This is a genomic window from Paenibacillus sp. FSL P2-0322 (assembly GCF_037975315.1).
Classification (GTDB): domain Bacteria; phylum Bacillota; class Bacilli; order Paenibacillales; family Paenibacillaceae; genus Paenibacillus; species Paenibacillus polymyxa_B.
In genome coordinates, this window is record NZ_CP150243.1 from 1326843 (window position 1) to 1341370 (window position 14528).

Genomic DNA, 14528 nt, shown 5'->3' on the forward strand with positions numbered 1-14528 from the left:
ATGGAATTTAGTTTGACAGATGGTAAAGGGAAAAAATTTCAGTTTCCGGTGAATCCTGAGGAAGTGACGATCTCACGGCAAAAGGGATTTGATACAACGACGATTTTATCCTATGGGGAGTTTGACTTCCCACAAGGGGAGAAGGTGAAGGAAATCTCCTTCTCTTCTTTTTTTCCGAAAGAATACAATCCAGCGTATTGCACATACGAAGATATCCCTGATCCGCAGGAGGCCATGAACACGTTGAATGGCTTTTTGTTATCCAAGAACCCGCTACGTTTTATTATTACGGAGACAGCCGTGAATGTGCCAGTAATTGTGGCATCTCATAATTCGATCTTTCGCGGCGGCGAGTATGGGGATGTGAATTTTGATCTGTCACTGCGGACCTGGAGTGATATGAAAGTTGCCAAAAAAGCTGGTGGCACAGGAAGTAAGGCGGCTGTGGTCAACAAAAAGCCCCGCACAGATATGAAAGAAAAGAAAAAAACATATACGGTTAAGTCCGGGGATTCCTTGTCCAAAATTGCCAAGCTGGAGTTGGGGGACAGTTCGCAATGGAGTCGTATTTATCAGCTTAATAAAAAGGTCATTGGACAAAATCCGAATGCGATTAAACCGGGACAAAAGCTGGTGCTGTCATGAGCTATAAAGTCATGTTACAGGATAAATATGATTTGTCGCCGCTTGTGGAGAACATTAATTTGAGGGATTCGCTGGAGCAAATCGCCTATCAGGGCACGGTCAATCTGGTCGTTACGCCGGATATGCCCGCCATTTCCCCTGGGATGTCCATTCGGGTTAGTGGGATTCCTTATGGTAAAAAGGATTATGTTCCCTTGTTGTCTCCAGCGGTGATCTGGGAAGTAGAAACCTCTAACAACGGACTCAAACGTATGACGCTGACGTTATATGACCGTACGGTGTATTTGGACAAGTCAGAGGATGAATATTTACTTCCTGCCAAGCAGACGGCTACTCAGCGTTTTCAGAAGTATGCTAGGGACTGGAAGCTGAAAATCGCTTCATTGCCAGATACGAAAAAAACGCTGGGACGCGCCGTATACCGCACACAGTCCATCTATTCTATGATGCTGGGAGATCTGCGCGAAACGGCAAAGGCGGGGGGGAAGCTGTATCATCCACGGATGATTTCTTCCGGCTTGGAGCTGTACGAGCTGGGAACGAACAAAGATGTGTATGCTCTGGAGAGAGTCACGGATACAACTCAATCCCGTACGCTGGAAGGTGCGGCCACGAGAGTGAAGGTACTGGCTACGGCTGCCAGTGAATCAGGCAATGAGGTACCATCCAAGGTGATGGCGCTTGAGGAAAAGGACATTGCCAAATATGGGACACTTCAGGTGATCGTGCAGGATGACGAGGTCAAGTCTGGGGCAGCAGCACGTGAGTTGGCCAAAAGTAAGCTGAGAGGCATACAACAAACGATATCGGTAAATGCACCGGATATGAACACGATTCGAGCAGGAGATGCGGTAATGTTAGGTTCCATAAAGCTGTTGGTCATTTCAGTGAGCAGGGAATTAGGTAACCCCGGCAGTATGTCGCTGGAGCTCGGAACGTATGACGATGTAAAAAGGAGGTTTTACCTTGAATAAGGACCCCTATGGGCATTTGGCTACTGCGCTGCAATCTTCTTTTCATAAGCATACCAAGCAAGCACTGAGTGGGGTAGGCGCGGTACTAGGAACGATCACCTCCACGGGACTCAAGCTGGACGATTTTAAACATGAGCTTCAGGATTATCTGGTCGCCGAGCTACCGGGGCTGCTGTCTGTACCACGTCATATGTATAAAGGCACCTCAACCGCAGTGGAATCGGAAAATTGGGAAGGCAAAGAGCTGAAAACTTCCTTTTATATCGGGGAAGACGAGCTGGAGGATGTGAATCTCAGTTTGAACGAAGGTCTTAAGCCTGGAGATCGTGTACTTGCGGTTCGGGTGAATAGCGGCAATGATGTGGTGGTCGTGTGCAAGGTGGTGAGTGGACGTGGCTAATTTATTCCCCGAAACAGATGATATGATCTGGACAGACACGGATATGACCGACCCGGATGTACTGGAGGATAACCGTGCGGTATTTGGGCGAAGCTGGCGGTTTGATTTTGAAGCTGGTGAGTTTGTTATGAGCCCTAGCCGTAAAATCGTGACTACAGGCGAGAAAGAAGCCTGGGTACAGTGGTGTGAAAAAGCGATTCGCACTCCTCGCTACCGGCATGTGATCTATTCACCTGACTATGGGAGTGAGCTGGAGGAGCTAATTGGCAGCAGCTATGGGCACGGTGTGCAAGAAAGCGAAATTAAACGCATGGTCACGGAGGCATTACTAGCAGATGCACGTACGGCTAGTGTGGATCAATTCACGTTTCGCTGGGAAGGTGAGGCGTGCCATTTTAGCTGCCAGATTACGAACGTGCGAGATGAAACAGAAATTGTGGAAAGTGTGGTGATCTAATGGCAGACTTGCCGGAATATTTGGTAGACCAGACGGAAGAGGGAATTTTAAATCGGATGCTGGAAAAAGTGCCTTCGGACATGGATAAGTCCGAGGGCTCTTTTATTTGGGATGCACAGGCGCCAGTAGCGTTTATGCTATCCGAAGCGGCAATCTGGGCGCAGGAGCTACTGCGACGTGGCTTTGCCAGCACAGCAGCCAGCGACAACCCGGATTTTCGCTCGCCGGAGCTGGATTTGCGGACAGCAGAGCATGGGGTGACACGGCGAGAAGCGGTTGCTGCCTCAGGTATGGTCAGTTTTACAGGCACAGCGGGAACGACCGTCCCGGCGGGAACGTTGGTGGCGACCCCGGCAGATGATGTATCCGGGGAAGCCTCCATTGAGTATGCGATCACGGCATCGGTCACGCTGGATGAACAAGGTGCCGGGGAAGCTGCTATTCGGGCGGTGAATCCCGGGCGCAGCGGTAATGTGCCTGCGGGTGTCATCCAAGTGATGGCAACCCCGGTTAGCGGGGTCGCCTCTGTGATCAATACGGAGGAAACCAAAAGTGGTACAGACGTTGAGAGCGACCAGTTGTTGCTGGAGCGTTTTTATGCCAAGGTGCGGAACCAGGGTACCAGTGGCAACAAGGCGCAGTATACCCAGTGGGCGAATGAGATTGCTGGAGTTGGTGGCGTAGAAGTTGTTCCTCTCTGGAAAGGGCCGGGAACAGTAGGGTTATATGTGCTGGATACGGATAAACGCGCGGCCAGCCCGGATATCGTGGCTGCGGTGCAGAAATACATTGATCCGACTCAGGATGGACAAGGAGAAGGGCTGGCACCAGCGGGCCCTGTGGTGACGATCATGCCAGCGACAGAAGTGGAAATTAATATCTCAGTTAAGGTACAGCGTACCAAAGAGAAGCCGTCCACACTGGATGAAATCAAAAAGCTGATCGAAAGCGGTGTGCGGACGTATTTGAAGCAGCTTGCTTTTTACAAAGAAGACCCGTTGGTACGGTATACCCGGATTTCTGCTGTGCTGCTCGACATTCCGATTATTATTGATTTCTCTGAACTGAAAATCAATGGACAGAGCAATCAGAATATTGAGATTGGATCAGGTCAGGTGGCAGTGCTGGGGACGGTGAGCGTCAGTGAGTAACAATGGAACGAACAGTTTTGAAGATTTATTGAATAATTCAGACCAGGGAAAACGTGCAAACCGTAGTGACACTTTTGTTAATCGGGTAACTATAGCGGGAGATACATTGGGCCAAATGAGCAGCGAGCGGGGACGCGAGCTGCTTTCCTATTTGCCTGCCTATTATGAAACCTCACGTGTAATGCGTTCCGATATGGATGCTAAAGGAAGCGAATTGGACGCTTTGTATCTTGCAATGGATGCAACGGTGGGACAGTTTTTCGTACGTACCGCCACGTGGGGGTTGGAACGCTGGGAAATGGAGCTGGGGATTGAAACCGATCTGACGAAGCCATTGGACCAACGGCGTGCGGTGGTGGAGTCGAAGCTGCGAGGGGCAGGAACTTTTTCCGGCCGGCTTGTCAAAAATGTAGCGGAGGCGTATGACGGAGGCACTGTAGATGTTATCTTTCATCCCGCCGAATGGGGATTTACCGTCAAATTTATGGATACCATCGGGATTCCGCCTAACGTGGAGGATCTTAAAGAAGCCATTGAGGAGATCAAGCCCGCTCACATGGCGGTGGAGTACAAATTACGCTACCTGACCATTGCTGAAGTCGAGTCTATGACCGTCTATGAAAATGAACATACAACACAGGATAGATATTTAGGAGGTGGCGCATAACATGGCAAGCGAAAAAACACCAAATCTTGGCTTAAATCAAATTGACCGCACATCGCCCAAAACCACGTATTTTGATCTGGAGAAGTATTTGGACCAAAACTGGCGCGCTGTAGATGATTTTGCAGGTGATGTGAATGATGGTGTGAATGCGATCAAGAAGCGTCTGGATACGACGGATCGTAAGGCGGTAACTTTGGAACCTGGGGTACAAATTGTTCATGCGGAAAAGGCATCTCCGTTTTCGCTGACGGGGATGAGCGGGCGTACGTTGGTGAATCTGTTGGGGCGGGCAGGCTCTGGTGACCAAATCGGTAGCCTTTTAGGTTGGGATGCCGATCTTGCAGTTGATACATCTAATAAGGCGCAGGGTATGGGATCAATCAAGGTCACTGCAAAGAATGCCACCGGCGTGTATAACGTGTACAGTAGCGGATTTAAGCTTACTGGCGGAAGGTACTATATCGCCCTGGCTGATGTTAAAAACATCAATGCTTCAAATAATATTTATGTAAACTTTTCTACGGGTGGTAATAAGGCGCTCAAGCAGTCCATAGATAAGAGTCAATTTGTAACGATCTATACAAAATGTGCACCGGCAAACGATACTGCGATAAACTTGGAAGTTTCAGCGATTTCCACAGCAACGGGTCAAGCTTTTTATGCAGACGCGATTCGTCTCTATGAAGTTAGCGCCTCAGAATATGCTGCGCTGGATAGCATGGTTGCTGAACAGGTAGCTGCCAAATATCCATATGTAGACAGCGTAACGCCTGTGCGTAATCCGTATGCGATTCGGTATGGGGAGAATTTGGCCCCCCATTCCTTTTATTCTTGGAACGCTAAGGTGGGAACACCCGTTATTAAAGATGATCGAAGTGTTGTTGTTTCATCTTCCAATATAATGATATCTTCCATCTACCCATTAGTTTCTGGTCAGAGTTACACTATTTCCGCTCAGTCGAGTGGGTCAACGGGTAGAATACATGTAAATACACAAAACGAGACTGCGGTTGTCGGTAATGTAACAGGTATCGGACTTATCTCTTACACATTCACAGTTCCGGTAGGCACTAATGGTGTAGTGATCCGCTTGTTGGGGACATCCACTGACGATATAACGTTTTCCGATGTTATGCTTAACATCGGCAGCACAGCAAAAACATTCAGGTCGCGTGAAGACTCCATGCTTGCTCTCCAAACAGATCTGTACGCCGATCCGGTGACAGGTGGTAGTGCCGATAGGGTGTTTGAGCAGGATGGGCAGTATTTTAAAAGTAAGATGTGGAAGAGTTTGGTATTAGATGGATCGTTACCTTGGTTTTTTTTCTCGTCAGCAATGGGATATAAAGTTGTTCGTCTACCTATCACTAACGGCAGGGTTGATAGTGAGAGGATAACCAAGTTCGATGGTAAGTTGATTCAGCATGTTTTCCCACTGAGTGAGTCAGACCAATCCCACCTTAGCCCAGATTCGGGCGTAGTTGGTCTGTCCATCTCGAGCGCAGACAGCGGATGGGGAGACAACTATACGCCAACAACGGACGAAATTAAAGTGTATTTTATGGGTTGGAAAATGTATGATGCAGGAATATATACTCCAGAGGCGGCACAAGCAGCAACCACCGCGACATATAACGGTACAGGCACAAAATACTGGGTGCATCGTATTGGTGCAGCTACCTATTCCAAACCTTTGCCTACAGCTTCTTATGCGGAATTCACGTCATATCAACTCATTTACCAACTTGCAGTTCCAGTTGTAGAGCATATTATCAGTGAAGGGCAACTATCCTTTGTTGAGGGCGATAATCAGATTGAAGTAGGTACGGGGATTGTACTGCGCGAAAGCTCAGGTATTAATACGATTCCCGGTGCTTATGCCTATGTGAATGCCGAAAGCCCTTTAAAATACAAACCGAGGAATATCCTTGCTGTGTACAAGAATGGTAAAAAGGATTCACGGTGGGAGGTTGTTATTAGGCCAGGTTCGGACGCCTTCGCACCCATAGGGGTAGCGTTTTCGCGGTTAGTTGTGGGGTTGTATGACCCAGCGGACAGCTTTTCAACAACCTACTTTATGACTGACGCATCTCCAGCCGTACCATTCACAGGCTCCTACACAGCCAACGAGAAGACGCTTTTAGCGGACTTGGTGGAAAGTGTGCAGCAGAACACGGCGAGGGTGTCGGTGCTTGAGAACAAGAAGGCTGACAAAGATAATCCTGCATGGCTTACACCGACGTTGCTTAATGGGTGGACTAACATAGATACATCATTGAGCCAAATATCCTACCTAAAAGATTCAAATGGTTACGTCCACATAAAAGGTGTAGCCAAACCAGGCGCGATGAATACGAATGTGTTTCAGTTACCTGTAGGGTATAGACCTTCTCGAACGATCGTGGCTGGTGTGGCAGCGAATACAGACAAAGATCATGACGTTTTAGGGCGAATAAACATTGGAGCCAATGGCAACGTTGCGATACTTGCCGTAGCTGGCATCACGATAACAAATACTGGTTGGGTTAGTTTGGACAGTTTGCCGCCGTTTCTGGCTGAACAATAAGGAGGTCTAACACATGAAAGCAGTACCTAAAGTAAATACAAACGGCCTCTATCTGGAGGACGAGCTGGTGGACGATGCCTTTTCAGGTGTCGTCCCTTTTTATACTCCATCTTCGCCCACGCTATCTGATACAAAGCAGCAGCTAGACACCCATCGGCTTACTGACAGTAGCTCTAGTACCATAAATGGAACAAGTTCAGAAAGCATCTTTGCTGGTTATACGATAGCAATTTCAGTGCCGCCAGGCTTATATCATCCTCGTTTTGATATCCAAGGCTGGCTGACTTATGAAGCGGAATATAACCAAAAATTGATAGAAGCACAGGGTGCGTATGAGCAGTTGAACAAGGAATCTCAGGCAGCATTTCAGAAGCTGCATGATGAATGGCAAAACAAGCCGGAAAACGAACGCGGGGATGAACCTGTATATTTTGCTCAGACATTCACGGCTCCAGAACGAAGAGACCCAACGACGTTCTGGAGTGAAGGATTAAGTGCCGAAGCGATTAAGGAACTGACACAAAAAGCAGAGCAACAGCCAAGTGAGACAGATCAATTGAAGCAGCGTATTGCAGATCTCGAAGTAATGCTGACTCAGCTCATGCTTGGTAGCACAGGAAAATAACGTGTACTGACTATTATATATAGCAAAAATTTTTATATAAAAGAGGTGAAGTCATAACTATGACCGCTTTAACAGAGGCTCAATTGCGTATTTGTGCTCATGCTTGCATCACCCGCTATGAGCGGGGAGAGGGCGATATAGCAACGATCATGGGAAGCTACATTTTAGATGAAGAACAACGTGAACAAGTAATGAAGATTATTTTATCCAAGCGTTCTGATCTGGTAACGGGCAACGTAGGTGATTCATCATCAACTGAAGCTCTGAATGAGCAGGAAGAAACGGTTAAATGGTATAACTCTATTTTCCGTAAAAAAACAGTATAGAGAACAAAACAAAGATAATTGTTTATTTGCCCTTGGATCAGTCCAAGGGCATTCATTTTACACCTTGGTTCAGAAGGGGGAACAAACATGCATGAAAAGATCGATCAGATTTGGCTGGGGCTATCCACGGGGACCTTGATCGGTTATTTTTTTGGGGGGTGGACCACAATGTTGACGTTGCTGTGGTGGATGGTCGTGATCGACTTTTTCACTGGATGGGCAGCGGCCTGGATTAATGGAGAGCTAAAAAGCCGCCAGGGGTATTACGGTATTTTTCGCAAGGTTACCGTGTTTTTGCTCATTACGGTAGCTCATCTAATCGACGGTATTCTCGGGGATGCACATTACTTCCGGGATGCCGTCGTTTTCTTTTATTTAGCGAACGAGTTGTTGTCCATTATTGAAAATGTGGGCAGAATGGGAGTGCCGATGCCGGATATTTTGCGGAATGCGGTAGCTATTTTTGAGTCTAAGTCGAGTGGAGAAAAAATAAAGCCAACCGACCCTTCCGACAAAGAAAATAAAGCTTCATAAAGTGCCACCAGTAGCCACTACCAAAATAGGCAGACTACCTTTTTGCCCTTTTTTCGGTATAAAAGTGGAAAAGCCCAGACCGTATGGATGGTCCAAGCATATGGATAACAGAGACAGAGTGAGCTACAACATTATGAATGATAAGGAGGGAACGCCTTATGCAGAATCGCAGCCCTAACGCTGCCGAAGGCATTGACGTGTCCCGATATCAGGGAACGATTGATTGGAAACGTGTACGAGCCGATGGTAAATCGTTTGCCTTTATTAAAGCGAGTCAAGGACAGCGTTACGTCGATCCGACATTTATCACGAATGCAAAAGGGATCAAGGCAGCCGGGATTCTCCTGGGAGCTTACCATTTTGTAGATGCAACTAGTGTAAACGCAGCAAAAGCGGAAGCCAGGCATTTCGCCGAGGTGCTGGATCAGATGGGGGGTGCGAAAGCGCTGGACTTACCAGCGGTGATGGATTACGAAAATAATCCGGGAGGGCTTAGCTCGGCCGCGATTCATGAGGTTGCGTTGGCATTTTTAACAGAATTTGAACGGGTAAGTGGCCGTAAGCCGATGGTATATACAGGGAATGCTTTTGCTGCCCATTTCAAAGCCCCATTGGGTAGTTATAAGCTGTGGATTGCGCGTTATAGTACACGGGTGCCCGGCGACACCACGGCATGGAAGCGCTGGGACTTTTGGCAATACAGCGATAGTGGACGGGTTGATGGAATTCAAGGGCCGGTTGACCTGAATGTATACGCCGGAACAGAGGCCGAGCTACGCCAAGCATTTGCAGGAGAAGAGGGGGATGAGCCAATGACAGCAGAGGAAAAAGCGGCATTTAAGGCCCTGCAGCAGCAGGTCGCTGCCCTTGAAAACAGCAAAGATGTGCTCAAGCAGACGTTGAATGAACAGAGCGCTTATATTAAAAAAGTGGATCAGCGGGTAGCTGAACTGGAGGCGCGTCAGGCTATGCCTGTACCGGCCTGGGCGAAGGAAGCGATGGCTGCCGCTGTTGCAGTTAATCCGACAAGCTCGATTGTGGATGCGAAACTGCCAAGCAGTTACGATTTTTATCGCTTACTGGTCGTACTGAACCGTCTGGGTGTGTTTAAAACAACCAAATGATCTTCGAAAGAACTCATTCACTGCCAATCCCACTTTTATATGAAATGAGTAAAGCAGTTACGCCCGAAGTCTAAATAGACAGGCGGTTGAAGGCAACCGCCTGCCCTTATTGCACCCTTATTCGAAAAGCAATTCAATATCCTCTTGGCTAATCCGAGCAGATTCAAAGTCCGAAGGAGTGAAGTGAACATTTTGCTGACTAATCGTAAAATCAATCACACGGTTTAGAGTTTGGATATACATATGCATAAATTCAGTTATACTTTCTTTTTCAAACAATTCCGTGCTGTACATCATATGGACCACCAACTGGTCGTTAACAATCAGGCTGTTGATTTCGATGCCAGCCGTTAGATGATTGGCGTAGTCCACATCTTGAAGGCCTGGAGTATGCTTATATACATAGTCTGAACTCTGACTTTCGTGATCGAACTGTCCCAGATAATTGAAGCGTAGGGGACGAATCTTTTTACTTTTTTCAATAGCTCCTTGCATGTATTTTAAAATGCCATAACCGATACCCTGTTGGGGAATGCGTCGGCGCAGTTCCTTGACATATGCAATGACACTGCCTATTTCTGTACCTGGCACTTGAATACGTAAGGGATGTAACGCCGTAAACCAGCCAACCGTTCTGGATACGTCTACGTGATCCAGGCTCCTTCCGTGATGCTCAACCTCATAAGTGAAATCGTCCAACCCGATCCATTCCTTTACACTTAACGCCAAGGCAGCTAGCAGTAAATCCACAGGCTCAGTATGATAGACCTGATTCGCCTTGGTGAGCAGTTTGTGCGTATGGGTAGGGGAAAGTACTCCTTCGACGACTGCACATGAAGCATAGTTTACGGCAGTAGCTGGCTGGCTTGTGATGAATGCTGGAAAATGGTCGTTGCCGCCCTCCATTTCATTCCAAAAATCAAGCTCCTCCCGTAGATCCGCAGTAGTGGAATAATGATGAAGCTCCTTGGCAAAGGTTTGAACAGAGGCTGTTTTTCTTGAAAAATGTACCTCCTTGCCTTCTTCTAAGGCATGATAAGCCTCCAATACATCCTCCAATATAATTCTCCAGGAAACTCCATCTACAACCAGATGATGCGCAGTGATGAACAATTCCCAGGTTCCTTGTCCGTGATCGAATATAGCTGCTCGAATAGGAAGACGGTGGGACAAATCGAAACCGGATTGCAAGCTATGCACCAGCTTATTGAATTCATGCTGCCAAGCCTCTGCTGAAATAGGCGTCATGTCATAACAATCCAGCTTGAACGGGATTGCAGTGAGTTCCGGGTTATAAAATAACTTGCCATCCGGGTGTATGCTCATCCTTAAAGCATCGTGATGTTCAATTACTTTGTGAAATGCCTTTTCTAGAGCAGAACGATCCATTTCATTTTTCAGCAGAAGCAAGACCGATTGATTATAGTGATGAGGATTATGAAATGACTGCTCCATAAACCACAAGGAGATCGGTGTAGGCTGAATTTCTCCGCTGACGGGAGCTGAAGAATCGTACAGTCGGCTCTTTTGGCGTGTGTAATGAGCAAGCTCTGCTATACTGGGATGCGCTAAAACATCCTGTACACCCACTTCCAAATCATAGTTATTTAATTTGGATGTCATCTGGATCGCTTTAATAGAGTCTCCGCCCAGTGCGAAGAAATTATCGTGGATACCTATGATAGACGTATGGAACAGCTCTTCCCAAACCTGCACGAGAATGCTTTCCACCGTATTATGGGCTTCCTCATATATGTCAGTTAATCCAGAGGACACGTCTGGTACAGGAAGCTTTTGCTTGTCCACCTTGCCATTGGATGTAAGCGGGATGATTTCCAGCTGGAGTATGTGGCTTGGTACCATATAATGGGGAAGACAAGCATGTAAATAATCTTTGAGAAGCTTGGGAGAGATAGCACGATCAGATACATAATAGGCACACAAAACGGGATATCTATTCGCATCGCCTGTTTCCACAACGTTTACGACAGCATGCTGGATGTCAGGATAGGAGGATAAAGCTCCTTCAATCTCACCCAGCTCGATACGAAAGCCTCTGATTTTGACTTGGTTATCATTTCGGCCAAGGTATTCGATCAGGCCATTTTCCAGCCGTATCCCCATGTCACCGGTTTTATACATTCGTTCGCCAGGAACAAAAGGATTATCGAGAAACCTTTCTTTTGTGAGTTCCGGTCTGTTCAGATATCCTCTTGCCACTCCATGACCGGAAATGTAGATTTCTCCTTTTACCTGCACAGGAACAGGCTTTAAGTGCGTATCCAGCAAATATACAGCCACGTTATCGGAAGGCACACCGATGGGAACGGATCTTCTGCTATCCCGGTCTGCATCATACATATGGATCATGCAGCCTACGACGGTTTCCGTAGGTCCGTACTCATTGAACAGGGCAATACTTCCGCCAAACTTGTCATGAATGTTGTGAGCAAGACTGACTTTGAGATCTTCTCCTCCTACAATGTATTTGCGGACGCTCGATGTACGAATGTCCGACTCTTGTAGAAGGGACAAGTGAGCGGGAGTTAGCTTTACAATGGTTGTACGTTGGTCTTTCATCATGCGGAACAATACAAATTCGCCGGGATCATCATCTCTGTAGAGGTTGATGGCATGTCCGCTGATTAATGGGGTGAATATGGAAGTGACAGTCAGATCAAAGGCTATTGACGAATAACAAGCAAAGACCTCGTGAGCTGCGGACAAGTAGGTTTTATTCGCCCACCATATGTAATTCACAAGTCCCTTGTGCGGAACTGCCACTCCTTTAGGTTTGCCTGTGGAACCGGAGGTGTAAATTACATAAGCGAGCTGGTTCGGTCCGCTTTGTGGCTTCAAATTCGAGCAATCTCCATGGTACAGGGATGCATCGTCTATACGATAAACTCCTCTGGAAAATGAAATATCATCATCTAATGGTGCATCGGTAAGAAGCAAAGCAGCCCAGGAATCCTCCAGCATATAGCTAACACGGTCAGCTGGATAGTGAGGATCTATAGGCAGATAGGCCCCACCTGATTTCAACACAGCTAAGACCGAAATGATAAGCTCAAATGAATGCCCAGCCATGATCCCCACGATACTCTCTTGCCCAATACCACGGCTTTTTAAAAACCTCGCCAGTTGGTTAGCTTGTTCATTTAACTCACGATAGGTTAACGTGTGCTCTTCAAAGTAACAGGCAATATTAGTAGCTTTTTCAACGACTTGCTGCTCAAATAACTGAGTAATGGTTAGGGACGAGGGATAGGAAGAACGTGTTTGATTCAGCCCATAGATCAGCTCATTTTGTTCCTGCGGAGATAGCATTTCAATTTCCGCAATCGGGGTCTGTGGCTGCTCGATCATCTCGCGAACGATATGAATGATATACTCAAACATTTTTGCGATCTGCGTCTCACTGTAAGAATTCACTTTATAGTCAAAGTCCAGCGTAATTCTTCCGCTCCCCTCCCAGTCACGAATAACCAGTTGCAGCGCATAAGGTTGATAACCACTGAAAACCTCCTGAACTTCATAGGGGCACCCATCAAATTGGGGACTAAATTTCATATTGTAATAATTAACACACATACCAAACAGACTGTTATATCCTTTTTGAGCAAGCTCCAGGTCACTAGCTAGAAGATCATATGGATATTTTTGATGAAAATAAAAATTCATCAGCTCTGCCCCCACATGCTTCATCAAAGAGCAGGCATCTAAAGCTTCATCCAGTTGGATGCGAAACGGCATGGTGCTGGTGAACATACCAAACGTATTTTTTTGTTTTTTGCCCGATCTGTTTAGGACTGGAGTCCCGATCACCACATCGGTTTCTTGAGTCGTCCGGTAGATGTAAAGCAGAAGGGCGGATACGAATAATACGTTTACAGAAAGTTTGGAGCTTTGGATAAAGGTCTGAATTATACGTGAAGTTTCACTGTCGATGGCAAAGGACGTTCGAACGGCCGAAATATCTTTGCTTTTGTTGATAGGTATCATGTCGGGTAAGGTTTGAAATTTTTCATGCCAGAATATTTTATTTTTAATAAAACGCTCAGATGTTAAATAGGCTTGTTCTTGATCAATGATAGGTATGTAGGAATATTCTTCATCAGCAGGCAGGGGGCTGTGGTTAACCAGTAGTGTATAATACTGCGAAATTCGTTCAGACACGATATGTAAGGCCCAACCGTCTGCAATAATATGATGAAATTGACCCAAATAACCAACATCAGCAGGCCCCAGTTTAAAAATAACAAAAGAATACAGTTTGGCATTCAACAGAGGCATAACCTGTCCGCTCACAGCCTTCAGCCATTGTTCAAAATGAAGTAACGGATCAGGCTCATGACTAAAATCAATACATGTGATCTGCTCCTTTTCATAGGGCTTTACGTACTGTACGGGTTCTCCATTTTGCTCTTCGATCTGGATGCGGAGGCCTTCCGTTTTGGAAATGAAGAGTTGAATCGCTTTCTCCAGCGCGTCAAACTCTAGTTCCTTTTGAATGCGTACAAGTCCGGTCAAATTGTGCATGGCTGTCGTACCATATATTTTCTCGTTATACCAAACTCTTTTTTGAGAATGCGTTAATGCATAGAACATCCATTAGCCTCCTTATACATGCAGATATTGAAAAACATAGAGTCTACATAAAAATGATCCTAGACCACCCAATAAAAACAATCAAGCAGAAAAAATGTATTTTTAAACAAAAAATAAAACGGATTTTCGACAATTTTATTCCAATTTAAAAAGGCGAGTTCCCTTTAAAAGGTTTCCGTAGGTTTACAATGGAATTTTTAAAAAAGTGTGAATTAGCTCACTACATCCGATATGGATGAAATGTTAAGGTGTTAATACAATTTCGATAATATTGATAAATATTAATTTATAAGTATTTCTGGTAATTGACTCTCCGATTTCGCAATCAATATCCTGGCATTCTTCCTTAATTTTCCTTTAAATAAATCCATTCCTATTTAACATATATTTACTCTTAAACTATTTAATTATCCATAAATTAAATATACAAATTGTGTATATTTATTCA

At 46.0% G+C, this 14528-nt stretch carries 12 protein-coding genes; 11 read left to right on the forward strand and 1 reads right to left on the reverse strand.

The window, feature by feature from the left end; genetic code table 11:
• From MKY24_RS06000 to MKY24_RS06050, 11 genes are all read left to right on the forward strand, one after another.
• Positions 1-645: a LysM peptidoglycan-binding domain-containing protein gene (locus MKY24_RS06000; RefSeq protein WP_076295027.1), complete on the forward strand. Its 645-nt coding sequence runs from the start codon at positions 1-3 to the stop codon at positions 643-645.
• Positions 642-1619 carry a phage portal protein gene (locus MKY24_RS06005; protein WP_339201604.1) on the forward strand — a complete coding sequence of 326 codons (978 nt, stop codon included), beginning with the start codon at positions 642-644 and terminating at the stop codon, positions 1617-1619. Before MKY24_RS06000 ends, MKY24_RS06005 begins: the two co-directional genes overlap by 4 nt.
• Entirely contained in the window at positions 1612-2019 is a 408-nt protein-coding gene (locus MKY24_RS06010) for a hypothetical protein (RefSeq protein ID WP_014280222.1), read from the forward strand. The genes MKY24_RS06005 and MKY24_RS06010 overlap by 8 nt, the downstream gene beginning before the upstream one ends.
• Positions 2012-2476, forward strand: a complete 465-nt coding sequence (locus tag MKY24_RS06015; protein ID WP_028543145.1) for a DUF2634 domain-containing protein — start codon at positions 2012-2014, stop codon at positions 2474-2476. The genes MKY24_RS06010 and MKY24_RS06015 overlap by 8 nt, the downstream gene beginning before the upstream one ends.
• Positions 2476-3627, forward strand: a complete 1152-nt coding sequence (locus MKY24_RS06020; RefSeq protein WP_028543144.1) for a baseplate J/gp47 family protein — start codon at positions 2476-2478, stop codon at positions 3625-3627. Before MKY24_RS06015 ends, MKY24_RS06020 begins: the two co-directional genes overlap by 1 nt.
• Complete coding sequence (locus MKY24_RS06025) at positions 3620-4294, forward strand: YmfQ family protein (RefSeq protein WP_028543143.1); 675 nt, start codon at positions 3620-3622, stop codon at positions 4292-4294. Before MKY24_RS06020 ends, MKY24_RS06025 begins: the two co-directional genes overlap by 8 nt.
• A 1-nt stretch (position 4295) precedes the next feature.
• A complete protein-coding gene (locus MKY24_RS06030; RefSeq protein WP_339201605.1) occupies positions 4296-6860 on the forward strand; it encodes a hypothetical protein in 2565 nt (854 codons plus the stop codon).
• A 13-nt stretch (positions 6861-6873) separates the two neighbouring features.
• The gene (locus MKY24_RS06035) at positions 6874-7485 is read left to right on the forward strand and encodes a hypothetical protein (RefSeq protein ID WP_339201606.1); all 612 of its coding nucleotides are present in this window, start codon (positions 6874-6876) and stop codon (positions 7483-7485) included.
• Positions 7486-7544: 59 nt separating this feature from the next.
• Entirely contained in the window at positions 7545-7811 is a 267-nt protein-coding gene (locus tag MKY24_RS06040) for a hypothetical protein (RefSeq protein ID WP_023987386.1), read from the forward strand.
• 87 nt (positions 7812-7898) lie between these two features.
• Positions 7899-8345: a phage holin family protein gene (locus MKY24_RS06045; RefSeq protein WP_023987387.1), complete on the forward strand. Its 447-nt coding sequence runs from the start codon at positions 7899-7901 to the stop codon at positions 8343-8345.
• A 158-nt stretch (positions 8346-8503) separates the two neighbouring features.
• Complete coding sequence (locus MKY24_RS06050; RefSeq protein ID WP_053324828.1) at positions 8504-9469, forward strand: glycoside hydrolase family 25 protein; 966 nt, start codon at positions 8504-8506, stop codon at positions 9467-9469.
• Positions 9470-9586: 117 nt separating this feature from the next.
• Here the strand turns inward: MKY24_RS06050 and MKY24_RS06055 are convergent, their stop codons facing one another.
• Complete coding sequence (locus MKY24_RS06055) at positions 9587-14080, reverse strand: amino acid adenylation domain-containing protein (protein ID WP_339201607.1); 4494 nt, start codon at positions 14078-14080, stop codon at positions 9587-9589.
• Between the last annotated feature and the right edge of the window lie 448 nt (positions 14081-14528).

What these genes read in the sequence shown, in the direction of transcription:
- MKY24_RS06030 (WP_339201605.1), top strand. Translation starts at nt 4,296, where the DNA reads ATGGCAAGCGAAAAAACACCAAATCTTGGCTTAAATCAAATTGACCGC.
- MKY24_RS06000 (WP_076295027.1), top strand. Translation starts at nt 1, where the DNA reads ATGGAATTTAGTTTGACAGATGGTAAAGGGAAAAAATTTCAGTTTCCG.
- MKY24_RS06005 (WP_339201604.1), top strand. Translation starts at nt 642, where the DNA reads ATGAGCTATAAAGTCATGTTACAGGATAAATATGATTTGTCGCCGCTT.
- MKY24_RS06045 (WP_023987387.1), top strand. Translation starts at nt 7,899, where the DNA reads ATGCATGAAAAGATCGATCAGATTTGGCTGGGGCTATCCACGGGGACC.
- MKY24_RS06040 (WP_023987386.1), top strand. Translation starts at nt 7,545, where the DNA reads ATGACCGCTTTAACAGAGGCTCAATTGCGTATTTGTGCTCATGCTTGC.
- MKY24_RS06035 (WP_339201606.1), top strand. Translation starts at nt 6,874, where the DNA reads ATGAAAGCAGTACCTAAAGTAAATACAAACGGCCTCTATCTGGAGGAC.
- MKY24_RS06020 (WP_028543144.1), top strand. Translation starts at nt 2,476, where the DNA reads ATGGCAGACTTGCCGGAATATTTGGTAGACCAGACGGAAGAGGGAATT.
- MKY24_RS06055 (WP_339201607.1), bottom strand. Translation starts at nt 14,080, where the DNA reads ATGTTCTATGCATTAACGCATTCTCAAAAAAGAGTTTGGTATAACGAG.
- MKY24_RS06050 (WP_053324828.1), top strand. Translation starts at nt 8,504, where the DNA reads ATGCAGAATCGCAGCCCTAACGCTGCCGAAGGCATTGACGTGTCCCGA.